19 protein-coding genes and 1 pseudogene are annotated in these 25,432 nt (G+C 72.0%); 4 read left to right on the top strand and 16 right to left on the bottom strand.

The genetic code is table 11. The annotated features are described in order from the left end of the window. Positions 1–84: 84 nt before the first annotated feature. Together AB0A61_RS33435 and AB0A61_RS33430 are read right to left on the bottom strand one after the other, a co-directional pair. The gene (locus tag AB0A61_RS33435; RefSeq protein ID WP_361300823.1) at positions 85–240 is read right to left on the bottom strand and encodes a hypothetical protein; all 156 of its coding nucleotides are present in this window, start codon (positions 238–240) and stop codon (positions 85–87) included. Between the two features lie 108 nt (positions 241–348). After that, positions 349–513: a hypothetical protein gene (locus tag AB0A61_RS33430; protein ID WP_361300820.1), complete on the bottom strand. Its 165-nt coding sequence runs from the start codon at positions 511–513 to the stop codon at positions 349–351. A gap of 143 nt (positions 514–656) precedes the next feature. Between AB0A61_RS33430 and AB0A61_RS33425 the strand changes: the two genes are divergently transcribed. Then, positions 657–1,808, top strand: coding sequence for a M48 family metallopeptidase (locus tag AB0A61_RS33425; protein ID WP_361300817.1), 1,152 nt, complete (start codon positions 657–659; stop codon positions 1,806–1,808). A gap of 34 nt (positions 1,809–1,842) precedes the next feature. On the opposite strand, the gene AB0A61_RS33420 is transcribed toward AB0A61_RS33425, so the two are convergent. The 6 genes from AB0A61_RS33420 to galE form a co-directional block, all read right to left on the bottom strand. Next, the gene (locus tag AB0A61_RS33420; RefSeq protein ID WP_361300814.1) at positions 1,843–2,913 is read right to left on the bottom strand and encodes a hypothetical protein; all 1,071 of its coding nucleotides are present in this window, start codon (positions 2,911–2,913) and stop codon (positions 1,843–1,845) included. A gap of 89 nt (positions 2,914–3,002) precedes the next feature. After that, positions 3,003–3,575 carry a hypothetical protein gene (locus tag AB0A61_RS33415; protein WP_361300811.1) on the bottom strand — a complete coding sequence of 191 codons (573 nt, stop codon included), beginning with the start codon at positions 3,573–3,575 and terminating at the stop codon, positions 3,003–3,005. A 235-nt stretch (positions 3,576–3,810) separates the two neighbouring features. Continuing rightward, on the bottom strand, positions 3,811–5,097 hold the full coding sequence (locus tag AB0A61_RS33410) for a glutamate-5-semialdehyde dehydrogenase (RefSeq protein ID WP_361300808.1): 1,287 nt from the start codon (positions 5,095–5,097) through the stop codon (positions 3,811–3,813). 60 nt (positions 5,098–5,157) lie between these two features. After that, the gene (locus AB0A61_RS33405) at positions 5,158–5,628 is read right to left on the bottom strand and encodes a hypothetical protein (protein ID WP_361300856.1); all 471 of its coding nucleotides are present in this window, start codon (positions 5,626–5,628) and stop codon (positions 5,158–5,160) included. 143 nt (positions 5,629–5,771) lie between these two features. Further along, the gene (gene proB / locus AB0A61_RS33400) at positions 5,772–6,899 is read right to left on the bottom strand and encodes a glutamate 5-kinase (RefSeq protein ID WP_361300805.1); all 1,128 of its coding nucleotides are present in this window, start codon (positions 6,897–6,899) and stop codon (positions 5,772–5,774) included. Positions 6,900–7,207: 308 nt separating this feature from the next. Next, positions 7,208–8,179: a UDP-glucose 4-epimerase GalE gene (galE, locus tag AB0A61_RS33395; protein WP_361300802.1), complete on the bottom strand. Its 972-nt coding sequence runs from the start codon at positions 8,177–8,179 to the stop codon at positions 7,208–7,210. Between the two features lie 286 nt (positions 8,180–8,465). Here galE and AB0A61_RS33390 point away from each other — a divergent pair, with 286 nt between their 5' ends. Then, positions 8,466–11,342 carry a CDP-glycerol glycerophosphotransferase family protein gene (locus tag AB0A61_RS33390; RefSeq protein ID WP_361300799.1) on the top strand — a complete coding sequence of 959 codons (2,877 nt, stop codon included), beginning with the start codon at positions 8,466–8,468 and terminating at the stop codon, positions 11,340–11,342. 125 nt (positions 11,343–11,467) lie between these two features. Here the strand turns inward: AB0A61_RS33390 and obgE are convergent, their stop codons facing one another. The 5 genes from obgE to AB0A61_RS33365 all read right to left on the bottom strand — a co-directional run bounded on the left by obgE (position 11,468) and on the right by AB0A61_RS33365 (position 19,383). Continuing rightward, positions 11,468–12,904 carry a GTPase ObgE gene (obgE, locus tag AB0A61_RS33385; RefSeq protein ID WP_361300796.1) on the bottom strand — a complete coding sequence of 479 codons (1,437 nt, stop codon included), beginning with the start codon at positions 12,902–12,904 and terminating at the stop codon, positions 11,468–11,470. 111 nt (positions 12,905–13,015) lie between these two features. Continuing rightward, positions 13,016–13,270, bottom strand: coding sequence for a 50S ribosomal protein L27 (gene rpmA, locus AB0A61_RS33380; protein WP_023550764.1), 255 nt, complete (start codon positions 13,268–13,270; stop codon positions 13,016–13,018). 14 nt (positions 13,271–13,284) lie between these two features. After that, complete coding sequence (gene rplU / locus AB0A61_RS33375) at positions 13,285–13,605, bottom strand: 50S ribosomal protein L21 (protein ID WP_003990208.1); 321 nt, start codon at positions 13,603–13,605, stop codon at positions 13,285–13,287. A 242-nt stretch (positions 13,606–13,847) separates the two neighbouring features. Next, positions 13,848–18,332: an Rne/Rng family ribonuclease gene (locus AB0A61_RS33370; protein ID WP_361300793.1), complete on the bottom strand. Its 4,485-nt coding sequence runs from the start codon at positions 18,330–18,332 to the stop codon at positions 13,848–13,850. A 265-nt stretch (positions 18,333–18,597) separates the two neighbouring features. Beyond that, positions 18,598–19,383, bottom strand: a complete 786-nt coding sequence (locus tag AB0A61_RS33365) for a TIGR03936 family radical SAM-associated protein (protein WP_361300790.1) — start codon at positions 19,381–19,383, stop codon at positions 18,598–18,600. A gap of 479 nt (positions 19,384–19,862) precedes the next feature. Here AB0A61_RS33365 and AB0A61_RS33360 point away from each other — a divergent pair, with 479 nt between their 5' ends. Further along, the gene (locus AB0A61_RS33360; RefSeq protein ID WP_361300787.1) at positions 19,863–20,447 is read left to right on the top strand and encodes a TerD family protein; all 585 of its coding nucleotides are present in this window, start codon (positions 19,863–19,865) and stop codon (positions 20,445–20,447) included. Positions 20,448–20,541: 94 nt separating this feature from the next. Here AB0A61_RS33360 and AB0A61_RS33355 read toward each other — a convergent pair whose 3' ends face one another. Both AB0A61_RS33355 and AB0A61_RS33350 read right to left on the bottom strand, forming a co-directional pair. Further along, positions 20,542–21,312: an SDR family oxidoreductase gene (locus AB0A61_RS33355; RefSeq protein ID WP_361300784.1), complete on the bottom strand. Its 771-nt coding sequence runs from the start codon at positions 21,310–21,312 to the stop codon at positions 20,542–20,544. A 233-nt stretch (positions 21,313–21,545) separates the two neighbouring features. Then, a complete protein-coding gene (locus tag AB0A61_RS33350; protein ID WP_361300781.1) occupies positions 21,546–23,066 on the bottom strand; it encodes an alpha/beta hydrolase in 1,521 nt (506 codons plus the stop codon). A 65-nt stretch (positions 23,067–23,131) separates the two neighbouring features. Between AB0A61_RS33350 and AB0A61_RS33345 the strand changes: the two genes are divergently transcribed. Next, positions 23,132–24,034, top strand: a complete 903-nt coding sequence (locus tag AB0A61_RS33345) for a MerR family transcriptional regulator (protein ID WP_361300778.1) — start codon at positions 23,132–23,134, stop codon at positions 24,032–24,034. Between the two features lie 44 nt (positions 24,035–24,078). Here the strand turns inward: AB0A61_RS33345 and AB0A61_RS33340 are convergent. After that, a pseudogene (locus AB0A61_RS33340) lies at positions 24,079–25,174 on the bottom strand (magnesium and cobalt transport protein CorA). Between the last annotated feature and the right edge of the window lie 258 nt (positions 25,175–25,432).

The raw sequence follows: 25,432 nt of genomic DNA, 5'->3' as shown, positions 1-25,432 counted from the left end.
CCGGCCCCAGGGCCCCGGCCGACAGATCCCCCCGGGACGGCCCCGCGCACCGGGGCCCGGTCGGGGGACGGCCTTAGGCGTGGCTCAGCGGTCGCGGTTGAAGCGGGTGGTGATCCACAGCAGGAGCAGCAGGATGAAGAGCGCGCTGCCGCCGGTGACGAAGGGGCTGAGGCTCTCGTGGTTGCCGCCTTCGCCCTCGGCGAGGGTGGCCAACTGGGCAACGGTGCTGGGGAAGCTCATCTTCGGCAGGACCTATCCGGTGTGGGCGGGATAAAGACGTCGGCTCATCGTAAGCGGCCGCCTGCGCGCCGATCACGCCGACTCCGCCGTTGGAACTTTCAGGGCGGCTCAGTCGTCGTTCCGTTTGTACCCGCGCAACAGGAACCAGCCGGTGAGCGCACAGCCCACCACCATCACGACCAGTACGATCCGGAGCAGATTCCCCACCCCCTGGTGCTGGGCGGCGGCGATCGCGGCATCGGTGAGCCGGGAGGCTGCGGGATAGTGCTCCATGGCGTGGACTCCTTAGCTGTACTGCCCGTCCACGGTATCTCCGCCTAGGCTGGGCCCTGCTTCGGGGGCACATCGGGACACAGACGCGAGCCGAGGGGCACGCCCCGCAGGCGAACACAATCGAATCGCACATGGGGGACCACATGTCCGAAGACGGTCGCGAGCACGACGGGCACGAGCAGGTTCCGAGCAGGCAGCGCAGGCGCTTCCCGGGGATCTCCTCACGCACCTACGAGCACCCGGCGGACCGCTCCGCCCTGGTGGCGCTGCGCAAGCTGAGCGGCTTCGACACCGTGTTCAAGGCGCTCAGCGGCCTGCTGCCCGAGCGCAGCCTGCGGCTGCTGTTCCTGTCCGACTCGGTGCGCGTCTCGGACCAGCAGTTCGCCCACCTGAACGACATGCTGCGCGACGCCTGCTACATCCTGGACCTGGAGAAGGTCCCGCCGATGTACGTCGCCCAGGACCCCCAGCCCAACGCGATGTGCATCGGCCTGGACGAGCCGATCATCGTCGTCACCACGGGCCTGGTCGAGCTGCTCGACGAGGAGGAGATGCGGGCGGTCATCGGCCACGAGGTGGGCCACGCCCTGTCCGGCCACGCCGTCTACCGCACGATCCTGCTCTTCCTGACCAACCTGGCCGTGCGGGTGGCCTGGATCCCGCTGGGCAACCTCGCGATCATGGCGATCGTGACGGCACTGCGCGAGTGGTTCCGCAAGTCGGAGCTGTCCGCCGACCGGGCGGGGCTGCTGGCCGGGCAGGACCTGCGGGCCTCGATGCGCGGCCTGATGAAGATCGCGGGCGGCAACCACCTGCACGAGATGAACGTGGACGCGTTCCTGCAGCAGGCCGAGGAGTACGAGGCGGGGGGCGACCTGCGCGACTCCGTGCTGAAGATCCTGAACGTGCTGCCGCGGACGCATCCCTTCGCCACCGTGCGTGCGGCCGAGCTGAAGAAGTGGGCCGAGTCCCGCGACTACCAGCGGATCATGGACGGTCACTATCCGCGGCGCAGCGAGGACAAGGACACCTCGGTCGGCGACTCCTTCCGCGAGTCGGCGGCGCACTACGCCGGGCATGTGAAGAACTCCAAGGACCCGCTGATGAAGCTGGTCACGGATCTCGCGGGTGGGGCCGGAGACCTGGGCGACCGGGTGCGGCGCGGCTTCGGCGGCTTCCCGGGGTCTGCTTCGCCCAAGGACCAGCCGCCCAAGGACCAGCCGCCCAAGGACCGGCCGCCGACGGACGCACCGCCGCGGCACGACGACCGGGACAGGGACCGGGACGACGACTGAGCCCGGGTGAGTCGCCCCCGGGTCACACCTTGGGTCACACCCTGGGCTGCGCGTCGGCCGACAGAGTTCCGCACAGGGACGTCGCGCTGCCCGTCGCGTACGGGTCGGTTCCGGCCGGGCCGCCGGCCTTGGCGGTCTGGCCGGCCAGGAGCGGGCGGAAGTGGTTCGCGGAGTCCTCGGCGCACGACAGCGGGCCGGCCTCGGCGTAGGAGGCGACCAGCCGGGCCTGGTGGACCCGCAGGTCGTCGCGGTCGAAGCGGAACTGCAGCTCGCGCCGCACGGTGAACAGCGAGGCCGGGGCGTCGGCCTTGGAGCCGGTCGGCCGCAGTGCGTATACGAATGTGTGGTCGCCAGTGATTTCAAGGGTGGAGGGGTCGACCTCGGTGGCCTGCAGGCTGCCCTGCACCCGCACCTTGCGGTCGGCGAGCTCGGCCCGGGTCGGGTCGAGGCGGACCAGCCATCCGGTGGGCCCGTGCCGGCCGTCCGCGGCGGGGTGCTCGAAGCTCTGGTCGAACTGGTCGAGTTGGTCGGGGTCGAGCAGCGCCCGGGCCGGGTGGACCTGGCCGCCGGTGAGCACCTCCGGGTAGAGGGAGGAGTCGACGAGGTAGTCCTTGGCGATGCTCAGGGCGGCGACGATCTGGCTGTCCGAGAAGTGCGCGGTACGCCGGACCGCGGGCAGCGGTATGCCCTCGGCGCCGACGCTGAACTGCGCGGCGGGGCTGTGCGCGTACAGGTACTCCGGATCGGCGGCCCCGGGCACCTTGCCCTGCGGGGACAGGGGGATGACGGTCATCCGCAGCGGCTCGGCCGGATGCAGGGACTGGGAGGTCTGGTACGGGTGCCGTACGCCCATGTAGATGGCGGTGGCGAAGGCGACGGCGATCAGCAGGACCAGCATCAGCGCCTGCCGGGACAGGCCGCGGTGCAGGGGCGGTCTGCGGCGCACGGCAGGGGTGTGGTCGGTCATGCGCTCGCGCGCGGAGTACTCCTGGAGGCGGGCAGCGCGGACGAACGACTCGTCGAAGACGACGGATCGGTATTCGTCCTCCGCACCTCCGGGGCCGCCCTCGGGTGTCCCCTCAGGTGGGTCTCCAGGCCCTCCCATATATTCAGGGTAGGTCTCCCGGAGCCCGCATAAACGCGCTGCTACACCACAAGTTCTGACAGGTTCTCACCAAGGTCGCGCATGGCTTGTCAGGGCGTGCGCGGCACCGCCGAGACGCGTGGCTGGGAGGTGTCGGCGGACGCCGAGGGAGCCGCGGCGCTGCCCTGTTCCAGGCCGGTGGAGGCGGGCGGCGGAACCCGTTCGCGGCTGCCCGAGGACCCGCCCCGGTAGACCGCCGTGAAGGCCAGCGCGACCATGCCTATGCCCATCACCAGGGCGAGCATCCAGGCGACGGGTCGGTGCCAGCGCACCTGCTTGCCGTACGGTCCCGGGATGCCGTAGCGGCTTTCGATGACGTCGGTGTCGTCCAGGTCATGGAGGTCGTGATCATGACCGAAGGGGTGTGGCTCGGGGCCGTAACCGTCCTCGTAGTGCTCGCCCGCGGGGTGCGCTCTGCGGGCCTCGGCCTCCGAGGCCTCGGCTCTGGCCTGCGCGGCGGCCAGGAGGCGTTCGACGGCGGTCGGCTCGTGGATCACGGCCGCCCGTACGAAGGCCTCGTCGAAGACCACGGAGGCGAACTCTTCGTCCGACACCCCGCGGTCGTGGTCGTCGTCGGGCTCCCAGCCGTCAGGGAACGGCGTGCCCCCCACGTCCTCCGGCACGGATCCAGAGTAGACCTGGGGGGTCAATTTGGGCAGACGGTATGGAAATTCATCCGCCTGGTGAGACGTCTTTTCTGCGGCGCGGAACGAGGGTTGACACCTGCCGGACGCATATGTCCGGACCGCCCGGGGCCGGGAGCGGTGCCGGATGCACGCTGCCGCGCCGTCGTGGCACATGACGGCGGCGCCGGGCGGAACCTGTTCCACCCGCCGCCCGGCACCCGCTCCCCTCGGCTCAGCGCCGGATGTGCCCGTCTCCCGTCAGGATGTACTTCGTGCTGGTCAGCTCGGGCAGCCCCATCGGCCCGCGGGCGTGGAGCTTCTGGGTGGAGATGCCGATCTCCGCACCGAAGCCGAACTGGCCGCCGTCCGTGAAGCGGGTGGAGGCGTTGACGGCGACCGTGGTGGAGTCGACCAGCTGGGTGAAGCGGCGGGCGGCCTGCTGGGAGGTGGTCACGATCGCCTCGGTGTGGCCGGAGCTCCACAGCCGGATGTGCTCCACGGCCCTGTCCAGTGAGTCGACGACGGCGGCGGCGATGTCGTAGGAGAGGTACTCGGTCTCCCAGTCCTCCGGCGTGGCCTCGACGACCGTCGCCTTGGAGTCCTCGGCGTACGCCATGACCCGCTCGTCGGCGTGCACGGTCACCCCGGCCTCGGCGAGCGCGTCCAGGGCGCGGGGCAGGAACTCCGCGGCGATGTCCTGGTGGACCAGCAGCGTCTCCGCGGTGTTGCACACGCTGACCCGCTGCGCCTTGGAGTTGATCAGGATGTCGACCGCCATGTCGAGGTCGGCCTGCGCGTCGACGTAGACGTGGCAGTTGCCGGTGCCGGTCTCGATCACCGGGACGGTGGACTCGCTCACGACCGTCCGGATCAGCGAGGCGCCGCCGCGCGGGATGAGCACGTCGACCAGGCCGCGGGCGCGCATCAGCTCGCGCACGCTCTCCCGGCTCTCGCCGGGCACCAGCTGCACGGCGTCCGCGGGCAGCCCCGCCCCGCCCACTGCGTCGCGGATCACCCGGACCAGGGCGGTGTTCGACTCGTACGCGGAGGCCGAGCCGCGCAGCAGCACCGCGTTGCCGGACTTCAGGCAGAGGGCGGCCGCGTCCACGGTGACGTTCGGACGGGCCTCGTAGATGATCCCGACCACGCCCAGCGGGACGCGTACCTGACGCAGGTCCATGCCGTTGGGCAGCGTGTTGCCGCGGACGACCTCACCGACCGGGTCGGGCAGCGCCACCACGTCGCGCACGTCGGAGGCGATCGCACGGATCCGCTCCGGGGTGAGCGTGAGCCGGTCGATGATGGCCTCGCTGGTGCCGGCCTTGCGGGCCTTGGCGATGTCCCTGGCGTTGGCCTCGACGATCTCGCTGGTCCGGACCTCCAGGGCGTCCGCGATGGCGAGCAGCGCATCGTCCTTCTCCACGCGCGGCAGCGGCGCGAGATCGGCGGCGGCGGCCTTGGCGCGGTAGGCGGCCCGGGTGACCGGGGACATCGAGTCGTACGGCGAGAGCGTGGTCATGAGGGAAGGGTAGTGCGCTGCTCAGGCGCCCCATCGGCCGTCCCACACCCCGAGACGAGGTCAAAAGGGGTGAACCCCCACCGGCCGCGCGGGCGGCGGACCGTAGCCCTCCGCGAGCCGCTGGTGATAGGTCTCGCGGTCGATGACCTCCAGGCCGACGATCTCCCAGGGCGGCAGCTTGGCGCTCTGCCGGTGCTCGCCCCACAGCCGCAGGGCGACGGCGGCCGCGTCGTGCAGGTCCCGGGCCTCCTCCCAGTAGCGGATCTCCGCGTGGTCGTTGGCGTAGCGGCTGGTCAGCAGGAAGGGGTGGTCGTGGGCGAGCTGTTCCAGGCCGCGCCGCACCTCTTTCAGCGGGGCCTCCTCACCGGAGACGCTCAGGGTGACGTGCCACAGCCGGGGCACGTCCCTGGGCTCCTCGTAGCGGTCCCCGGCCGCCACGCTGGTCAGGGCGCGCTCGGCGCGTTCATCGCCCGCCGCGCGGGAGGGGGACCCGCCTGCACCACCGCGGGACGCCGCCGCCCCAGGGCGCACTCGTCTCACGACGGCCTCCTTTACGCAGTGCTCGTGCGGAATCTGTCCCTGAGACAAAGTGGAGCAGGCCGCACGGCTCCGTGGGGCGGTTTTACGGAACGTCCCCCACCTTCAGGGCCGCGACGCCCGGACGTTTCGGACCATTAGGGCTCCAGGATCACCAGGTCGTCCCTGTGTACGACCTCGCGTTCGTACGCCGGCCCGAGCTCGCGCGCGAGTTCACGGGTCGAGCGGCCGATCAGCCGGGGGATCTCCTTGGCGTCGAAGTTGACGAGCCCGCGGGCCACCGCGCGCCCCTCGGCGTCGCGCAGCTCGACCGGGTCGCCTGCGGTGAACTCGCCCTCGACGGCGGCGATCCCGGCCGGCAGCAGGGACTTGCGGCGTTCCACGACCGCGCGGACCGCCCCGTCGTCGAGGGTCAGCGAGCCCTGCGGGGCGGAGGCGTGCTGCAGCCACAGCAGCCGGTCCGCCGAGCGCCTTCCGGTGGGGTGGAAGAGGGTTCCGGTGTCCCCGCCGGCCAGGGCGTCGGCCGCGTGGATCGCGCTGGTCAGCACCACGGGGATGCCTGCGGCGGCCGCGATCCGGGCCGCCTCGACCTTGGTGACCATGCCGCCGGTGCCGACCCCGGCCTTGCCGGCGCTGCCGATGTCCACGCCCGCCAGGTCGGACGGCCCGCGCACCTCGGCTATCCGGGACGTGCCCGGCCTGCTGGGGGCACCGTCGTAGACACCGTCCACGTCGGACAGCAGGACCAGCAAATCGGCGCGGACGAGGTGGGCGACCAGGGCCGCGAGCCGGTCGTTGTCGCCGAAGCGGATCTCGTCGGTGGCGACGGTGTCGTTCTCGTTGACGACCGGGAGGGCGCCCATCGCGAGGAGCTTGTCCAGGGTGCGGGAGGCGTTGCGGTGGTGGGCGCGGCGGCTCATGTCGTCGCTGGTGAGGAGCACCTGGCCGACCCGGACCCCGTAGCGGGCGAAGGAGGCGGTGTAGCGGGCCACCAGCAGCCCCTGGCCGACGCTGGCGGCGGCCTGCTGGCGGGCGAGGTCCTTGGGGCGGCGGCGCAGGCCGAGGGGCGCCAGTCCGGCGGCGATGGCACCGGAGGAGACCAGGACGATCTCCTTCTCCCCGCCGCTGCGGTGCTTGGCGAGCACGTCCACGAGCGCGTCGACGCGATCGGCGTCGAGGCCCCCCTCGGCGGTGGTCAGCGAGGAGGACCCCACCTTGACGACGATCCTGTGGGCCTCGCTCACGGCCTGCCTTGCCCCTGCCACCTTGGTGTCTGTCCCCTCACGTCGGTCCGGCTGCCCGGTTTGAATCTACGCGAAGAGGTACGCAACGTGCCCGCCGGTCCGCTCCTCGGACGGCCCCGCGACGACTCACGAGACGACCACCGCGCCTCCGGGACGGCCACCGCGCCATGGGCGCCTTGGGGACGGACGCCACGCCTCCGGGACGGTCACGCCGCCTCCGGGACGTACACCGCGCCTTGGGACGTACACCGCCTCGCACGGGACGGCCCCGCGGGCGCGTCGCCCGCGGGGCCGTCGGCCGACCCGGGTTCACCGTCCCGGGGCCGCCCTCAGGAGTGGCGGTGACGCCACCCCTGCCAGGCGGACTCGACCATGTCGTCCAGGCCGTGGCGGGCCGACCAGCCCAGTTCCGCATGGATGCGGTCGGCCGAGGCCACCACCCGTGCCGGGTCGCCGGGGCGACGGTCCGTCACCTCGGGGGCCAGGTGCTCGTTGCCGGTCACCTTGAGGATGCGGTCCACCATCTGCCGGACGGAACTGCCCTCGCCACGGCCGATGTTGAGGGTGAGCGCGGTGCCCGCCGGAGCCTCGTTCAGCCGCAGCGCCGCCGCCAGGTGGGCGGAGGCGATGTCCTGGACGTGGATGTAGTCCCGGACGCAGGTGCCGTCCTCGGTGGCGTAGTCGTCCCCGAAGATCCGGGGGGCCTCGCCGGCCTCCAGCCGCTCGAACACCATGGGGATGAGGTTGAAGACGCCCGCGTCGGACAGTTCGGGGGCGGCGGCCCCGGCCACGTTGAAGTACCGCAGCGAGGCGGCCCTGAGGCCGTGGGCCTGCACGGCGGCCTTGATCAGCCACTCGCCGACCAGCTTGGTCTCGCCGTACGGGCTCATGGGCGCGCAGGGGGTGTCCTCGGTCACGAGGTCCACGTCCGGCATGCCGTAGACGGCGGCGGACGAGGAGAAGACGATCCTTTCGACGCCGGTGGCCGTCATCGCCTCCAGGAGGGTCTGCAGACCGGTGACGTTCTCCCGGTAGTAGTGGAGAGGCTGCTCCACCGACTCGCCCACCTGCTTCTTGGCGGCGATGTGCACCACACCGGTCACCACATGGTCACGCATCGTCTGCTGCAGCAGGGAGTGGTCCAGCACACTGCCCACCACCAGCGGCACACCTGCGGGAACCCGGTCCGCACTGCCGGTCGACAGGTCGTCGTACACGACCACGTTCTCGCCGCCCTCGGTCATCGCGCGCACCACATGCGCGCCGATGTAACCAGCGCCACCCGTGACCAGCCAGCTCATCCTCGTGCCTCCTCGGTCTTGGTCATGAAACAGCAGACTCGTCCATGAACAGAGGAAAATCGAGTCCGACATTTCGGGCAGAACCGCAAAGAAGACGGGCGGGGACGACTGTGAGGAAGTTCTCCAGTCGGCCACAAAGCGGTCGGCGAACGCCGCGAACCGGACCTCCAGCCCTTCCTGGCACGGTGGTTGACCAGCCACCTCACCCACGGAAACTTCAAGTGAATCATTTACGCTGAGGCGGCAGCCCCGGTCCCCGTCCCCTGAGTCAGAGGTAACTGCTGCAGTGACCCAGCACCACGACAGAACACCCGACATCAGCGTCGTCGTCATCGTGTACAACGACGCTGAACGTCTGCCGACGGCGGTGCAGTCGGTCCTCGACCAGTCCCTGCGCAACGTGGAAGTCGTCATCGCCGACGACCACTCCACCGACGGCTCCTTCGAGGTCGCGCAGCGACTGGCGGCCGGATCGGAGCGGGTGCGGGCGATCCGGCTGGCCGAGAACAGCGGCGGTTGCGGCGAGCCGCGCAACCAGGGCATCGCCGTGGCCCGCGGGCGCTATGTGATGTTCCTCGACAGCGACGACACCCTTGAGGTCAACGCCTGCCGCAACATGCTGGACGCCGCGGAGCGCACCGGGGCCGATCTCGTGTCCGGGCTCTGCCTGCGCGTCCACGTCGACAGCAGGACGGGCAGGACGGTCAAGTGGTACCCCTGGCTGTACCGGGAGACCCGGACCTTCGAGTCGGTCGCGGAGACACCGGACCTCATGGTCTTCGACACCCTGTCGACGAACAAGTGCTACCGCCGTGAGTTCCTGGTCGACAAGGGCCTGACCTTCCCCCGCGGCATCCACTACGAGGACCTGCTGTTCTCCGCCCAGGCGTACCTGGCCGCGTCCCGGATCACGCTCATACCGAGCACGGTCTACCACTGGAACGTGATCGAGAAGGCCGAGGCCAAGTCGATCAGCAACCGGCGGCACGAGATCAACAACTTCGCCGACCGGGTGGAGATCCACCGCAGGATCGACCGCATCCTCGACCGTGCGGGCCACGACCGGCTGAAGCTGCACAAGGACACCAAGTTCCTGAAGCACGACCTCGTCCTCTACCTGCGGGACCTGCCCTTCCTGGACGACGACTACCGGCACCGCTTCGCGGAGATGGCTCGCGGCTACATCCAGGACTTCCCGGAAGCGGCCTACGCGGAGCTGTCCCCGATCCACCGGCTGTGCGCCTACCTGCTCCTGCGTGAGGACTGGGAGCACCTCATGCCGGCCATCGACACGCTCATCAACCAGGCCAAGGTCTCCAGCCCCCTGGTGGAGAAGGACGGCCGTGTCTACTGGTGCGCGGAGCACCTCGACGACCCGCTGGGCCGCCAGGTCCTCGACGTCACCGACCTCGGGTACCACGACAGGCCGGTCCAGCGCCTCACCCTGCGCAACGTGGTGACCCGGTACACGGAGACCTCCGCGGACGTGACCCTCGGGGGAGCCCTGGTCAATCCGCTCGGTGTGATCTCGCCCGATGCCCGGCTGGAAGCCGAGCTGGAGTTCCGTCCCCGGCGCAAGAGCCTGCGGTCGTCGTTCCGCTTCCCCGTGCAGGAACTCCGGCACGAAGGGGAATCGGTGACCTGGCAGGCCACGGTCCCCCTGGCGAACAGGCTGCGCCCGCTGGGCGTCGTCGACGACGTGTGGGACGTGCGCATGCACCTCACGGTCGACGGGGAGCGCACCACGAGCCGCCTCACCGCCGGGCGCACCGACCTGGAGGGTGCCGGAGCGGTCCGCATCCGGCCGCGCCTGGGCCGGATGATGGCCGACCGGATCCAGCCGCACGCCTCTGCCAACGGGCACCTCGCCTTCCGGCTGACCCAGCACGGCCGGCTGGCCCGGCGCACCTCGCTGCTCCTGCAGCGCAACATGCAGGGCCCGGCCGCCCGGGTGGCCAAGAAGGCGGTGCGCAAGGCCGTCTCGCTGCGCAAGGACCTCCACTCCGGTCCGCGCAAGATCGAGGCGTACCACCGGATGATCCGGCTGCTGCCCGTCCGCAAGGGGACCGTGGTCTTCGAGAGCCACCTCGGCAAGCAGTACAGCGACAGCCCGCGCGCCGTCTACGAGGAGCTGCGGCGCCGCGAGGTGCCGGTCAAGGCGATCTGGTCGTACGCCGGTGACCGTCCCACCGGGTTCCCGAAGGACGTCGAGCTGGTGCGCCGCTGGTCCTGGCCCTACCTCAGGGCGCTGGCGCAGGCGGAGTTCTGGATCGACAACCAGGGTTTCCCGCTGAAGCTGAGCAAGCGGCCGGAGACCACCTACATCCAGACCTGGCACGGCTCCGCGCTCAAGCGCATGGGCTTCGACGAGCCGCAGTACCGCGTCATGCCCGAGCACGAGCAGCAGGCCTACCAGCAGGCGATCGACCGCTTCGACCACTTCCTGGTGCGCGGTGAGCACGACGAGAGGACGCTGGCGCGCGCCTTCCGGATACCGGAGGAGAAACTGCTGCGCACGGGTTACCCGCGCAACGACGCCCTGGTGCGGGCGCGGGAGTCGGCCTCCCCCGACCCGGCGGCCGAGGAACTCGCCCAGCGGCTGGGCATCCGCCGGGACCGCCCCGTGGTGCTGTACGCGCCGACGTTCCGGGCGGAGAACGGGAGGGTGCGCAAGTTCGAGTTCCCGTTCGACGTCGAGGAGTTCGCCGACCGCTTCGGTGACCGGTTCACCCTGCTGATCCGTACGCACTACCTCAACAACGTGACGCTGCCGCCGTCGGTCGCCGGACGTGTGGTCAACGTCAGCCAGGAACCGGACATCACGCCCGTCTTCCTGCTGGCGGACGTACTGGTCACCGACTACTCCTCCGTCATGTTCGACTACGCGCTGCTGCAGCGGCCGATGGTCTTCTACACCTACGACTGGGACGAGTACGTCAGGAGCAGCCGCGGTACGTACTTCGACCTGTCCCAGCAGGCGCCGGGGCCGGTGGCCATGACGACGGAGGCGCTCTTCGACACCCTGTCGGACCTGGACGCGCTCGCCCGCGAACACGAGGGGCGGCTCAAGGAGTTCATGTCCCAGTACGGCGAGTACGACCGGGGGGACGCCGCCGCCCGGATCGTGGACCGCTTCTTCGGCACCCGCACAGAGGCCGGATGACCCGGGCCCGCATTCCTGGAGCGCTGAGCCGCCGGGAGGACCCTGCGTGAACGCCCGGGAGCCGAGGAACGGTCCTCGGCTCCCGGGCGTTTCGGAACGGGGCGTGCGTCAGAAGGGGGCGTGCGTCAGAACGGCTCGAATCCGTCGAACTCCTGCTGCGCCTCGTCCCGTTCCGCCTGCCGGTCCCGGCGGCGCTGCGCGGCCGGGCGGGGGGCCTCGAAGCGGTGGTCCTCGCCGCGGCGGCCCAGCATCTCGGCGCCGGCCATCACGGACGGCTCCCAGTCGAAGACCACCGCGTTCTCCTCGGGGCCGATGGCGACGCCGTCACCGGTCCGGGCACCCGCCTTCATCAACTCCTCTTCCACACCGAGGCGGTTGAGCCGGTCGGCGAGGTAGCCGACGGCCTCGTCGTTGTTGAAGTCGGTCTGCCGCACCCAGCGCTCGGGCTTCTCGCCGCGCACCCGGAACAGCCCCTCGTCCTCCCGCGTGACGGTGAAGCCGGCGTCGTCGACCGCCTTCGGCCGGATGACGATCCGCGTCGCCTCCTCCTTCGGCCTGGCGGCGCGTGCCCGGGCGACCAGCTCGGCCAGCGCGAACGACAGCTCCTTCAGGCCCGTGTGCGCCACCGCGGACACCTCGAAGACGCGGTAGCCGCGCGCCTCCAGGTCGGGGCGGACCATCTCGGCGAGGTCCTTGCCGTCGGGCACGTCGATCTTGTTGAGGACCACGATGCGGGGACGGTTGTCGAGTCCGCCGTACTGCCGCAGTTCCTCCTCGATGACGTCGAGGTCGGAGACCGGGTCGCGGTCGGACTCCAGGGTCGCCGTGTCCAGCACGTGCACGAGCACGCTGCACCGCTCCACGTGCCGCAGGAACTCCAGGCCCAGGCCCTTGCCCCGGCTGGCGCCCGGGATGAGTCCCGGCACGTCGGCGATGGTGTAGACGGTCGAGCCGGCCGTCACCACGCCCAGGTTGGGCACGAGGGTGGTGAACGGGTAGTCCGCGATCTTCGGCTTGGCCGCGCTGAGCACGGAGATCAGGGAGGACTTGCCCGCGCTCGGGTAGCCGACCAGCGCCACGTCGGCGACGGTCTTCAGCTCCAGGACGATGTCCTGCACGTCCCCCGGCTCGCCGAGCAGGGCGAAGCCGGGCGCCTTGCGCCGCGCCGAGGCCAGCGCCGCGTTGCCGAGGCCGCCCCGGCCGCCCTGCGCGGCGACGTACGAGGTGCCGTGGCCGACCAGGTCGGCGAGCACGTTGCCCGCCTTGTCCAGCACGACCGTGCCGTCCGGGACCGGCAGGACCAGGTCCTCGCCGTCCTTGCCGGAGCGGTTGCCGCCCTCGCCGGGCTTGCCGTTGGTGGCCTTGCGGTGCGGGGAGTGGTGGTAGTCGAGCAGCGTGGTGACGGACTGGTCGACGATGAGGGTCACGTCTCCGCCGCGGCCGCCGTTGCCGCCGTCCGGGCCGCCGAGCGGCTTGAACTTCTCACGGTGGACGGAGGCACAGCCGTGGCCTCCGTTACCCGCGGCGACGTACAACTCGACGCGGTCCACGAAGGTGGTCATGGTTCAGTGCCTCCAGGAACGTACGGGAATGTCTTGTCAACAACACGCGAAAGGCGGACCGCCTTCCCGACCGGGAAGTGAGGTCCGCCTCGCGAAAGCGAAACGTTCGGGTCAGGCGACCGGAACGATGTTCACGACCTTGCGGCCACGGTGGGTACCGAACTCCACCGCACCGGCCTGCAGCGCGAACAGCGTGTCGTCGCCGCCACGGCCGACGCCCGCACCCGGGTGGAAGTGGGTGCCGCGCTGGCGGACCAGGATCTCACCCGCGTTGACGACCTGACCGCCGAAGCGCTTCACGCCGAGCCGCTGGGCGTTGGAGTCGCGACCGTTCCGGGTGGACGATGCGCCCTTCTTGTGTGCCATTTCTCCTCAGTCCCTTACTTCGCAGCCGTGGGGATCTCAGTGACCTTGATCGCCGTGTACTGCTGGCGGTGGCCCTGGCGACGGCGGTAGCCGGTCTTGTTCTTGTAGCGCAGAATGTCGATCTTCTGGCCCTTGTGGTGGTCCACGACCTCGGCCTGGACCTTGATGCCGGCCAGCACCCACGGGTCGCTGGTCACGGCGTCGCCGTCGACAACGAGCAGGGTCGAGAGCTCGACCGTGTCGCCAACCTTGGCAGTGGAAATCTTGTCAACCTCAACGATGTCGCCGACAGCAACCTTGTGCTGGCGACCACCGCTGCGCACGATGGCGTACACGCGGATCTCACTCTCTCGCTCGGGAAACGGCACCCCCGCAGGCCAGCCGCCCGGCGAACGGACAGCCTCTCCCGGCCAACCCTGTGCCCGGGAGGATGAGGTTTACGGGGATGTGGCGTGTCAGTGGACACGCCGACGGTCAAGGTTACGGGGCCGCGGCCGAAGGGGTCAAACCGGGCCGGGCCCCGCCGGTGTGCGTCCGGTCACGGCGACCGGACGCACACCCGCGGCGCTGACGGGCGTCAGCTCTCGTCGGTGGAGGCCGAGACGGAGGACAGCGTCTGCTGTGCCGCCGCGGTCTTCTTCGACGCCGTCTTCTTCGTGGCCGCGGCCGTCTTGGCGGTCTTCGCCGCCTTCTTGGCCGTGGCCTTCTTGGCGGCGGTCTTCTTGGCCGCCGTCTTCTTCGTGGCGGCCTTCTTCGCCGTGGCCTTCTTGGCGGCCTTGCGGGCCGTCTTCTTGGCCGGAGCCGCCTCCGCGTCCGCCTCGCCGGCGTCGGTGACGTCGGCGGCCTCCGCCGCCGGAGCCTCGGCCGCGACGGGCTCCTGCGCGGGCGTCTCCACGGCCGCGGCCTCGTCGGCCGCGGCCGCCGGGACGACCACCACGGCCGTCTCGTCGGAGGCGGTCGGAGCGGTCGCCCTGCGCACGGCACGACGGCGCGGACGGGCCGGGGCGGCGCTCTCGGCGGACGCCTCGGGCTTGGCCACCGGGGCGGCCTCGGCCTGCGGCTCGGCAGCCGTCGGCGCGGGCTCGGCGACCGTCACCACGGCCGCCTCGGCGCCTGCCGGGGAACCGGCCGGTGCGGAGACCTTGCGGGTCACCCGGCGGCGGCTGCGGCCCTTGGGCGCGGCCTCGCCGGTGGCGGCGTCGTCGGCCGCCGGAGCCGTGACCGCGGACGCCTCGACGACCGGGTCCTCGGCGGCCACCGGCTCGGCCTGCGCCGCGACGGCCGGCTCCGGCACGACCGGGCGCTCGGTCTCCTCCGCGGCGGTCACGTCCTGCGCGGTCGGAGCCGGGGTGCCCCCGTCCGCCTCGACCTTGGGCGCTCCGCCGCGGGCATCGGCCCCCGACGCGGCCGTACGGCGATCGGTCCGCGGCGCACCCGCGGGCGCGGACGCCCGCCGGCTCGCCCGGCGCCGCGTCCGGCCACGCGTGGCCGCGGCCTCCGCCTCGGCGACGCTGCTGTACAGCTCCTCGTCGGGTGCCATCTCGGGCGCGGGCAGCGCCACCGGCTCGGCGACCTCGGCGACGATCTCCGCCTCGGTCTCGGCCTCCTCCTCGGCGGTCTCGGCGACCACCGTGGCGACGGCCTCGTGCTCGTGCGGCTGCTCCGCACCCGCGCGGGCGCGCTTGCGGCGCTTGCCCCCGCCGCCTCCGGCGGCCGCCGCCTGGTCCATGTGGACGATGACACCGCGGCCGTTGCAGTGGACGCAGGTCTCGGAGAAGGACTCCAGAAGGCCCTGTCCGACGCGCTTGCGGGTCATCTGGACCAGGCCCAGCGAGGTCACCTCGGCGACCTGGTGCTTCGTACGGTCCCGGCCCAGGCACTCCAGCAGGCGCCGCAGCACCAGGTCCCGGTTGGACTCCAGCACCATGTCGATGAAGTCGATGACGATGATGCCGCCGAGGTCGCGCAGCCGCAGCTGGCGCACGATCTCCTCCGCCGCCTCCAGGTTGTTCCTGGTGACGGTCTCCTCCAGGTTGCCGCCCTGACCGGTGAACTTGCCCGTGTTGACGTCGATGACGACCATCGCCTCGGTCCGGTCGATCACCAGCGAACCGCCGCTGGGCAGCCAGACCTTGCGGTCCAGCGCCTTGGCCAGCTGCTCGTCGATCCGGTACGTGGCGAAGGCGTCGACCTCGCTGGTCCACCTCTGCAGGCGCGGCGCCAGGTCCGGCGCCACGTGCGAGACGTAGCCGTGGATCGTCTCCCATGCCTCGTCGCCGCTGACGATGACCTTGGAGAAGTCCTCGTTGAAGATGTCGCGCACGACCCGGACGGTCATGTCCGGCTCGCCGTACAGCAGCGAAGGCGCACTTGAGCCGCCGCCGCTCTTGGACTTCTTCCGGATGTCCTCCCACTGCCCCTGCAGCCGCTCGACGTCCCGGCGCAGTTCGTCCTCGCTGGCGCCCTCGGCGGCGGTGCGCACGATGACGCCCGCGTCCTCGGGGACGATCTTCTTGAGGATGGTCTTCAGCCGGGCCCGCTCGGTGTCGGGCAGCTTGCGGCTGATGCCGGTCATCGAGCCCTCGGGGACGTACACGAGGTAGCGGCCCGGGAGGGAGACCTGGCTGGTCAGGCGGGCGCCCTTGTGGCCGATCGGGTCCTTCGTCACCTGGACGAGCACGGACTGCCCGGACTTGAGGGCGGACTCGATGCGCCGCGGGCCGTTCGCCATGCCCAGCGCCTCGAAGTTGACCTCGCCCGCGTACAGGACGGCGTTGCGGCCCTTGCCGATGTCGATGAAGGCGGCCTCCATCGACGGCAGCACGTTCTGCACCTTGCCGAGGTAGACGTTGCCGACGTACGAGGTCGACTGCTCCTTGTTGACGTAGTGCTCGACGAGCACGCCGTCCTCGAGAACGCCGATCTGCGTACGGTCACCGTGCTGCCGGACGACCATCACGCGCTCGACGGCCTCGCGGCGGGCCAGGAACTCGGCCTCGGTGATGATCGGAACGCGGCGGCGGCCCTGCTCGCGGCCTTCGCGGCGGCGCTGCTTCTTGGCCTCCAGGCGGGTCGAGCCCTTGATGGACTGCACCTCGTCGGACGGCTCGGCGGCCTTGCGGGGCTCGCGGACCTTGACGACGGTGCGCTCGGGGTCGTCGGAGGACGGCTCGCCGTCCGTGGCCGTGTCACCGGCGCGGCGGCGACGGCGACGGCGACGGCGGCTGCTGCTGGAGCCGCCGGCACCGGTCGACTCGCGGCCGTCCTCCTCCTCGGCCTCGTCGGCCTCCTCGCTGTCCTCCTCGACCTGCTCGGCGGTGTCCTCGGCGTCCTGCGCGACCTGCTCGGCGGCGAGCTCGTCGGCCTCGTCCTGCTCCTCGTCCCCGGTGGGCTCCCCGGAGTCACCCCGGCGACGGCGACGGCCTCCGCGGCGACGGCGGCGGCGCGAGCCGGTGTCCTCGGCGTCCTCGCCGTCGGCGGCGTCCTCCGCCTCGGCCGGTTCCTCGGCCTCCTCGTCCTCCTCGGCACTCTCGGCGGTCCGGGCCTCGGCGTCCTCGCCGTAGCCGCCCCGGCGACGGCGGCGCCGACGCGAGCCGGCCTGCTCAGACTGCTCGGCCTGCTCCGGCTGCTCGGGCTGCTCCTCCGGGAACTCCTCGGGCTCCGCGGCCTCGGCGGCCGCTTCGGCGGCGGCCCGCTGCGGGGTCTGGAACTGCGGTTCGGTGAAGACGGGCGCCTGGAAGACGGCCACGGCGGGCCGCGCGGGCCGACGGGGCTCCTCCGCCTCGGTGGCTTCCAAAGTCTCGCCGCCGGCGGACTGCGCGGGCTCGGAGAACCCGGTCGCGGCGCGCCGGACGACCCGGCGCCGGGTGCGGCGCGCTCCGGCCTCCTCGGCGGCAGGGGCCTGCGGCGCCTCGGCGGACGGCTGCGCGGGCTCGGCCGCGACGGCCTGTAGTGCCTCGGCCGGCTGCGAGGCGGCGGTGTCGGCCTGCTCGGCGCTGTCCGCCGAACTGCTCTCGGCGGCGGCCATGGGCGCCTCCTCGGTCTCGGGACCACCGGCGGGCGCGGTCACACGGCGCGTGGCCCGGCGACGGACCCTGCGCGGCGCGCCCTCCTCGGCGGCCGGCGTCTCGGCAGGGGCCTCGACGGCGGCCTGCGTCTCATCGGCGACGGTCGCGGCGGCCGGGGCGCCCTCGGAAGCCGGAGTGCTTACTTCCGCCGGGGCCGGCTGCGGCGCGGCCGTGGGCGCGGAGACACGGCGAGTCGCCCGGCGGCGGGTACGGCCGGCAGGTGCGGCCTCTTCGGTGGCAGGGGCGGCTTCGGCAACGGCAGGTGCGGCCTCGGCAGCGGCGGGCGCCTCGGTGGCCCCGGCAGGCACCTCGGGCTTCTCGGCGGGCTCGGCGGTCACCGGCACGACGGTCTCGGGCGCCTCGGCTCCGGTCGGAGCCCCGGCGGGCGCCGAGGCGCGGCGCGTGGCCCGGCGGCGGGTACGCCGCGGAGCGGCCTCCTCGCCCACCTCGACGAACCCACCGCCGGTCTCGGCGGCCGCGGCGAGCGTCCCGGCGGCGGTCCGGTCGGCGGCGGCAGGGGTCTCGGCGGCAGCCGGTACGACCGTCTCGGCGGCCGTCTCGCTCTGGTCGGTCTTCGGCGCCCCGGCGGGCGCGGAGGCCCGACGCCGCGTACGGCGCGCGGAAGCGGATGCCGGGGCGGCTTCGGCCTGTTCGGCCTCCGCAGCCGGCTCGGCCTCAGCGGCCTCCTCGGCCCCGGTGCCCTCCGCCTCGGTTTCCGCGGCGGCCTCGACACCCTCGGTGTCCTCGCCGGCAACAGCGGTCCCGGCGTCCTCGGCAATCCCAGCGGCCTGCTCCGGACCGGCGGTCTCCTCGTCCGTGAGCTCGGCGGACTCCGCGGCCGGTATGGCCGGCTCGGTGATCTCGGCCGGGGCCTCGGCGGCGGCGGGCGGGCCCGCCGGGCGGGAGGCGGCACGGCGCCGACGACGCGGCGGCAGGGTGTCGCTGGGGGTGTTCAGTTCTTCGGAACCCTCGGCGGGTTCGATCGGTTCGAGCATGCGGGCGTATCTCCCGTCAGGCTCCCGGGCGCCGCGCCTGGTCCGGCAGCGAATGCCGTTGACGTCCGCGGCTCGCGCGGTGCGCGGTGCCGCCGTCCGGGGCGCGGGCGCCGCACGGGAGCTTTCTGTGTCCTGTCTCGCCGGTTCCGTACGCCTTGTCGCTTACGGCCTGGCGAAAGTCTTCTGGTCGGTGCGCTGCCCGACCCAGGTGGCTCCCGAGTACGAGGGCGGCGCTTTCGACGTCCGTCCCTACGCGGAACCTTCCTTACGCCGACGCCTTCGCGGCGGCAGGTTCGGCGGCCCCTGCGGATGTGGCCGGGGCGGCCGGGTCTGCCTCGCGGTCGGGCGCGAGCGGGTCGGTCACCGTGCCGGTCTCTTCATCGAACAGCCCCTGCGCCAGCCTGGTCACCGCTGCGGGGACCGGCGGCGCCAGGTCGGCCACGGCGCGGAGACCGGACAGGACGTCGTCGGGTCGTACGGCAGGCGTCACGTGCCGAACAACCAGCCGCAGTATCGCACAGGGCTGGTCGCTGGGCCTATCAGCCCGCTGACTCTGTGTTGTCACGCTCTGCAAGGTCACGACCGCGGGCCGGGCGTCGAAGGTGCGCATGCCGTTCTTGGTCATGCGCTGGACCTCGACGGTCCCGGCGCCGTTGAAGGCCGCGACCGCGCACTCGGCCTCGGCCGGGTCCACGCCGTCCAGCCGCAGCTCCCACACGGAAGCCGTCAGCCGGTCGGAGAGTCCGGACGTACGGGCCTCGACCGCCTCGATGACGTCGAGCCCGGCGGGCAACGACTCGTCGAGGAGGACGCGCAGCTGCTCCGGGTCGCGGGGCGCGGTGAGCGCGATCTCCAGATACTCCGCCTCACTGCCCGTGCCGGTGGGTGCGGCATTGGCGTACGACACCTTCGGGTGCGGCGTGAACCCCGCCGAGTACGCCATCGGCACCTCGGCACGGCGCAGCGCACGCTCGAAGGCGCGCTGGAAGTCACGGTGGCTGGTGAACCGGAGGCGGCCGCGCTTGGTGTAGCGCAGTCGGATGCGCTGCACCGCGGGTGCGGGCGGCGGGCCTTCGGGCTGTCGCTTGCCCAGTGTCGTTCAGTCCTTCGTGAGAGGGGTCCTGCTGCTACCAAGAGTACGTGTCCCGCGGCCGGGCGGTTCCCGCCGGGCCACCCGGGCCTGGGCATCGTGCGGCACTTCCACCGCACGCGTCCCACGAGGATCCACCGGAAGAGGGTCCTCGGGAAGCGCCCGACGGGCCTGAACACCCGCGCGGGGACCCAGTCCAGCGTGCCCCCGAGGCCCCAGGTGCCCCAGCAGGCACACCAGTGACCCCACCAACACCTGGCGCCCCGCGGGGCGCAGCGAGCCGACGGCGAACCTTTCCGGAGCCTGCGGGCGTCCCTCAGTCCGGCGGCCCCCTCCCGATCCCGCGACCGGACGGACCAGTCGGGTGGGACGCCAAGGCCTGCAGGCACACTTTGCCTGTCGTAGTTGTCGCAGTCCCGTCACCAGAGGATGACCCACGCATGATTACGCTCACGAAGGAAGACGGCCCGGCGGATCTGGACGGAGTGACCCATCTGTCCATCGGCGTGTCCTGGGATCCCACCTCAGGCAGCAGTGGTGGGGTGGTGGGCATACTCCGCCGCAAGACCGGCACCGACCTCGACCTGATCGCCGTCGCCATGCAGGGGTCGGACCCGGTGCGGCTGGCGGGCCTCGACTCCCTCGACCCCATGGGCAACGGCTCGTTGGTCCACAGCGGTGACAACCAGACCGGGCGCGGGGACGGGGACGACGAGACCGTGACGGTCGAGTTCGCGCGGATCCCGCAGCAGATCACCTCGATCGTGTTCGTCGCCGCCGCCTTCAAGAAGGGCAGTTCCTTCCAGAAGGCGCGCAACATCAGCTTCAAGGTCTACGACGCGACCGGGGGCAGCTCCCAGCAGGTCGCCGACATCTGGCCGAGCCTGCTCTCCCAGGACAACGGCTGCGCCGTGGCCAAGGCCATGCGGGTCGGCGGCAGTTGGAAGCTCGAGGTGATCAATGTGACGGGGAAGATCAAGCAGGGTGACGAGCACGCGCTGATGCGCTTCGCCATCAGCAAGTAGGACCAACAAGTAGAAGAATCAAGTGGAACCAAGTAGGGCCAGGTGGACCGAGCAGCACGAGGTCCGGCCCGGTTGGGCGTGGTGACGCCGGCGGTCAGTGGGAGAGGAGCTGCTGGCCGCCGTCGATGTCGTACGTGGCGCCGGTGAGCGCGTCGTTGCACATGATGTGCACGGCCAGGGCAGCCACGTCGGCCGGGCCGACGACCCGCCGGACGGGGAGCGTTGCGCGCAGTTCCTCGCGCCGGGCTTCGAGCTGATCACCCAGGAGTGCGGCCGACAAAGGGGTGTCTACGAATCCGGCGGCGATGAGGTTCACCCGGATCGGCGCCAGTTCGAGGGCCAGGTTGGCGGTCAGGGCGGGCATGGCCGCGGTGAGCGCGGACACCACGGCCTTGCCGACACCGGGGCGCCGACCGCCGGTTCCGCCCATGAACAGCAGCGTGCCTCCGGCCCGGACCCTGTCACGGCTGTAGAGGGCGACCGCGAGGGCCACGGCCAGGCGGTCGCCGAACTCCCGGCGGGCGGCGGTGAGATCAATGTCCGCCAGGGGCACGTAGGAGGGGCTGCCGGCCGTGACCAGCACATGGTCGACCGGGCCGGACAGGTCGTCGAAGAACTGCTTCAGGCGGTCGGTGTCGGTGGCGTCGAAGGATGCCGTGCCCACGGCGTCGAGCTCGCGCGCCGCTCGCTCCAGCCGTTCGGGGTCGCGGCCCACCAGGATCACCCGGCCGCCGTCCACGCGCACCCGGCGGGCGGTCTCGAACCCGATGCCGGCGCTGCCGCCGATCACCACCACGGTCTGGTCGGCGAGGCAGGGCCGGCCGAGGGCTGACTGGCTGCCTGTGCCGCCTGTGCCGCCTGTCATCCGCGCCTCCGGGCATCGGTTCTGATCCGATTGTCCCGCTCCGGCCCACTGATCGCCTGTCGGCAGCCCGCCGACGGACGGCGGCCGTTCGGCGGTGGCCGACCCGGCCCGGCCCGGCACGACCCGGCACAGCCCGGCACGACCCGGCACAGCCCGGCACGACCCGGCACAGCCCGGCACAGCCCGGCTCGGCCCCCGCGCCATCCCACCGAACACCGCAGGGTCCCCCGGTCTCAGGCACTCCCGCCGACGCGCTCGGGCTGAACCCCCAGGTGCCCGAGCACCGTGCGCACGGCCCTGGTCACGGCCTCGCGCGACTCGTCCGTCGGGTCGTGGATCTCGAAGCTGTGGACACCGTGCGGGACATCGACGACGTCGACCGGGGTCTTGGCCTCCTCCGCCGCGACCAGGAACTTCTCGACCGTGGCGGCGATCGGCGGCGTCTCCCGCCCCGCCCGGGTCAGTACCAGGGGAGGCAGCGCCGCGCCACCGGCCCGGAGCGCGCCGACCGGGTGGAAACGGGCGCCGACCGCTCCCCATCCCGGAAGCGGTTCCAGGATCGGGTAGTTGAGCGCCAGGCAGCGCAGCCACCCCGGCGGGGCGGTGATCCAGTCCGCGGCGAGCAGTCCCGCGCCGGAGAACAGCCACAGGGCGATCCGCTCCGGGTCCACGCGGGGGTCGGCCCGCAGCAGTTCGACGGCCTCGGCCACGTCGCCCGCGGCCTGCGCGTAGTCGGTGATGCCGTGCAGACGGTGGTCCACGACGGCTCCCACCGCGCCCAGGCTCGCCGCACAGCGCGCATAGCCGACGTAGAACGGGGAGTCGCGCGGCGTGGGGTCGAGGTCCGGCGGCACCGGGCCGCCGTGCACGAACAGCACCGCGGGCCGCGGTGCGCAAGCCGGCTGCCCCGCTTCCATCTGCGGCAGGTGCAGGTCCAGGCGCCCGTTGCGCACCCGCGGCGACTCGGGAAGGTCGAGCAGAAAGGGCCGCAGGAACGGCGACTCCCCCTTCGGCGCGGTCAGTCTGCGCCCCTCGCCCGCCGCCGCGCGGAGCAGCACCTCGGCCAGCTCGCCCGGGCAGGAGAGCATCGGCCAGTGTCCGGTGGCCAGTTCGAAGAAGCCCACGCGGGGGTCGGCCAGTTTCCGGAACTGCGGCGGACCGGTGTGCACCAGCGCCTCGACCGCGTCGACGGTCATCCCTCCGGCCGTGCACATGATGCCGCTGGTCGGCACGGCCGCCGCGGCGCCGGTCAGCCGCAGCGGCTGTGTCAGCGTCCGCGGCGGCTGCGGGGCCGCCAGGCTGCTCAGCAGCCGCAGCCGCTGCGCCGACAGCCCTTCCGTACTGCCCCACCGCTGCCACTGGGCCGGTCCCGGCGCGGGGACCGGCCCCGGGCTGCCGCCCGCTCCCAGCAGCTCGTGCACGGCCGGATCGGGCACCAGGGCCAGCGCCGAGTCGCCGTCCTGCGGCAGCCCGGCGTCCAGATGGACGACACGGGCGACCCGCTCGGGGCGGCGGTCCACCGCGCCCAGCACCGGATGGATGGCGTAGTCGTGTCCGACCAGCACCACCTGCTGTGGCCCGAGGGAGTCGAGCAGCCGGACCACGTCCTCGACATGTGCCTCCAGATCGGCTTCGGGCTCCCTGCTCAGCGTCACCGGGTGCGCCTCGGCGCCGGACCTCCGCAGCGGGCCGGTCACCTCGTTCCAGATCCGCTCGTCGGTGAACGGGCCGGAGACCAGGACGAATACAGTCATCAGCACCTCCAGGGGTGGGGTCGTCGCGGGTAACCTAGGAACTCCCCCTGAGGGAGGTTCAACCCTTGTCCCCCGACCCGGACGGCATGAGCATCGGCGAGCTCGCCGCGCAGGCGAGGACCACGGTGAAGACGGTCCGCTTCTACTCCGACCAGGGCCTGCTGCCGGAGGCCGCGCGCAGCAGCGGCGGCCACCGCCGCTACGGACCCGACGCGCCGGCCCGGCTGCGCGCGATCCGATCGCTGCGCTCGCTGGGCGTCCCCGTGCCCGAGATCGGGCGGGTTCTGGACTCCGGGGACACCCTGGAGGCCGTCGTGGCTCGTCAGCTGGACGACCTCGGCACCCAACTGGCCGCCCTGCGCTGGCGCGAGGCCGCGCTGCGGGCCCTGCACGAGGCCGCCCCGGGGCAGTTGGCGGACCGCCTGGAGCTGATCGGAGCGGTCGGCGTCCCGCCCAGCACATCCGCGCTCGCGCAGTACTGGCGCCGCCTGCTGCCGGTACGTCTCTCCGCCCGCCTGCGCCGCGCGATCGTCGAGGCGGCCGTACCGCAGCCCCCCGCCGACCCGACTCCGGACCAGGTCCTCGCCTTCGCCCGCCTGCACGCCCTCGCGACGGCCGCCACCGACCACTGCCTCGCGTCCCACCGGCCCGCCACCGCCGCGCACCCGGATCTGCTCTACGACGGTCTGCACGAGGCCTACCAACTGGTGGACGCCGCTCGGCGGGCCGACCGCGCCCCCGGTCCCGGCGGGGCCCTGGACTGCTTCGTAGCCGCCCACGCACGTGCCCGGGGTACCCGGGACACTCCCGCCTTCCGTCGCGCCCTCACCGTCGGCCTGGCCGAGGCGGATCACCCGGTGATGGGGCGTTACTGGCACCTGGCAGGGGAGTTGACGACCGACCTGACCCTCGGCGCGGCGGACTCCTGGCTCCGCGCGGCGCTGGCCGGGAGCACGGCGACGGACTGAGCCCCGCCCTTCCACGGGGCGCCACAGCGGCGGTCACGCACTGGTCACAGCCAGCCCTTGCGCTTGAGGCTGCGGTGGATGGCGAAACAGGCAACGGCGATGACGGCGAGGGCGAGGGGGTAGCCGAAGCGCCAGTGGAGTTCCGGCATGTGGTCGAAGTTCATGCCGTAGACGCCGCAGACCATGGTGGGGACGGCGATGATCGCCGCCCAGGCGGTGATCTTGCGGGCGTCCTCGTTCTGGGCGACGGCCACCTGGGCGAGGTGGGCCTGGAGGATGGAGTCGATCAGGGCCTCGAAGGCCGTGACCTGTTCCGTGACGCGTGCGAGGTGGTCGGCGACGTCCCGGAAGTACGCCTGTATCTCCGGGCCGACGACCCGGTGCGGCTCGGTGGCGAGCCGGGACAGGGGGCGGGCGAGGGGGACCACGGCCCGTTTGAGTTCCAGCAGTTCGCGCTTTGAGCTGGTAGACGCGGCCGGCGTCGGCGCTTTGCGGACTGCGCGGCGAGAACACCTCGCTCTCGACCTGGTCGAGGTCGTTCTGCACGGCGTCGGCGACGGCCACGTAGTCGTCGACGACGTGGTCGGCGATGGCGTGCAGCACCGCGGACGGGCCCTTGGCCAACTGCTCGGAGTCGGCTTCCAGGTCCTCGCGCAGCGGGCCGAGGGAGCCATGGCGGCCGTGCCGTACGGTTACGACGAAGTCCGGGCCGGTGAAGACCATGATCTCGCCGGTGTTGACGATCTCGCTGGTGGCCGTGAGTTCGGCGTGCTCGACGTAGGTGACCGTCTTGAAGACGGCGAACAGGACGTCGCCGTACTGCTCGGCCTTGGGCCGCTGATGGGCGTGGACCGCGTCCTCGACGGCAAGCGGGTGCAGACCGAACAGCTCGGCCACCCCGGCGAACTCCTTCTCGTCCGGCTCGTGCAGCCCCAGCCACACGAAACCCTGCCGCCGCCTGCGGACCTGCCGAACGGCGTCCTGCACGGAGTCGACGCGGGGCTGACGGACACCGTTGCGGTAGACCACGCAGTTGACCACGGTGGAGCCCAGCGGCGAGCGGGCCGGGTGGCTGAGGTCCACACGGCCGCCGCGGCGCGTCAGCCGGGCGACTTTGCGCAGGTTGCCGACCATCGACATGCAGTACTCCCGTTCGCCGGACAACAGGGCCCGGTCAGTGTGCCAGGAGCTGGTAAGACGGCGGTCAGCGCCGGTGCCCGCCGCCGGAAGAGGCCCCTGAAGTGGCCGGCGTGCAGCGGTCACGCAAGGGCGATGCGCCGTGAGCGTCGGAGGTACGCGCATGACCCCGTCCGCAGTTGTGAAGCACCTGTGAGACAGTTCTGGAGACCTTTGGCACGGCCTGCCGACAGGCGTGTCAACCAGCAAGAGAACACGGGG

This window comes from Streptomyces sp. NPDC046197 (assembly GCF_040646295.1).
Taxonomy (GTDB): domain Bacteria; phylum Actinomycetota; class Actinomycetes; order Streptomycetales; family Streptomycetaceae; genus Streptomyces.
The sequence above is the reverse complement of the archived record's forward strand: the minus strand, read 5'-3'. Positions and strand labels throughout refer to the sequence as shown.

Excerpts from the sequence above, each read along its gene's own strand:
- galE (WP_361300802.1), bottom strand. The coding sequence starts at position 8,179 with ATGAGCTGGCTGGTCACGGGTGGCGCTGGTTACATCGGCGCGCATGTG.
- AB0A61_RS33360 (WP_361300787.1), top strand. The coding sequence starts at position 19,863 with ATGATTACGCTCACGAAGGAAGACGGCCCGGCGGATCTGGACGGAGTG.
- AB0A61_RS33410 (WP_361300808.1), bottom strand. The coding sequence starts at position 5,097 with ATGACCACGCTCTCGCCGTACGACTCGATGTCCCCGGTCACCCGGGCC.
- obgE (WP_361300796.1), bottom strand. The coding sequence starts at position 12,904 with ATGACCACCTTCGTGGACCGCGTCGAGTTGTACGTCGCCGCGGGTAAC.
- AB0A61_RS33435 (WP_361300823.1), bottom strand. The coding sequence starts at position 240 with ATGAGCTTCCCCAGCACCGTTGCCCAGTTGGCCACCCTCGCCGAGGGC.
- AB0A61_RS33350 (WP_361300781.1), bottom strand. The coding sequence starts at position 23,066 with ATGACTGTATTCGTCCTGGTCTCCGGCCCGTTCACCGACGAGCGGATC.
- AB0A61_RS33425 (WP_361300817.1), top strand. The coding sequence starts at position 657 with ATGTCCGAAGACGGTCGCGAGCACGACGGGCACGAGCAGGTTCCGAGC.
- AB0A61_RS33355 (WP_361300784.1), bottom strand. The coding sequence starts at position 21,312 with ATGACAGGCGGCACAGGCGGCACAGGCAGCCAGTCAGCCCTCGGCCGG.
- rpmA (WP_023550764.1), bottom strand. The coding sequence starts at position 13,270 with ATGGCACACAAGAAGGGCGCATCGTCCACCCGGAACGGTCGCGACTCC.
- AB0A61_RS33370 (WP_361300793.1), bottom strand. The coding sequence starts at position 18,332 with ATGCTCGAACCGATCGAACCCGCCGAGGGTTCCGAAGAACTGAACACC.
- AB0A61_RS33420 (WP_361300814.1), bottom strand. The coding sequence starts at position 2,913 with ATGGGAGGGCCTGGAGACCCACCTGAGGGGACACCCGAGGGCGGCCCC.
- AB0A61_RS33430 (WP_361300820.1), bottom strand. The coding sequence starts at position 513 with ATGGAGCACTATCCCGCAGCCTCCCGGCTCACCGATGCCGCGATCGCC.